This window comes from Paraburkholderia sp. SARCC-3016 (assembly GCF_031119615.1).
Classification (GTDB): domain Bacteria; phylum Pseudomonadota; class Gammaproteobacteria; order Burkholderiales; family Burkholderiaceae; genus Paraburkholderia.
Genome location: NZ_JAVHZD010000114.1, coordinates 1 through 577, shown reverse-complemented (window position 1 = coordinate 577; position 577 = coordinate 1). Strand labels below are relative to the sequence as shown.

Sequence of the window (577 nt, the reverse complement as noted above, 5' to 3'; positions counted from 1 at the left end):
TATTGAGTTTTACCAAATTCATGACAACCGATTCTCTGTTGGTGCGTTATACGGTCATCACGTTGAAGGGAGACTCGGTTGATGGCCAAAATGGACGATGCTACGCGCAAGCGGGTGCGTGCCGGTCGCTTGATGTTGGCGGGGAAGACGCCCGCCGAAGCGGCAAAGATAGTCGGAGTGGCGCGGCAGACGGCATACACGTGGAAGGCCCGACTCGACGAAGGTGGCATCGATGCGCTTCGCGTGATGGCCACGGGGCTCGGAGCGCCCCACACGAGTGCGCACCTGGGCGCCCAAAGGCTGCACGCCGATCATTCAGTACCACTTCAACTGGAAGCACGTTTCGGCCATCGCCGGTCTTACCCGTACCAACTTCGTGTTCCGCCTGCACGACGGCGCGATCAAAAGCGCGCAAATCATCGAATTCCTCAAAGCGCTGCGCGCGCAACTCAGACGCAGGCTGATGATCGTGTGGGACGGCGCAGCGCAGCACAGGAGCCACGTCGTGCGCGAATACCTTGACAGCACGGATGGCGCAATCCAGATGGCGCTGCTGCCTGGCTACGCGCCAGACCTG

The 577-nt window shown here is 60.7% G+C and carries 1 pseudogene; it reads left to right on the top strand.

From position 1 onward, the window contains the following. Window positions 1-81 precede the first annotated feature (81 nt). A pseudogene (locus QYH69_RS35985) lies at window positions 82-577 on the top strand (transposase); the annotation flags it as partial.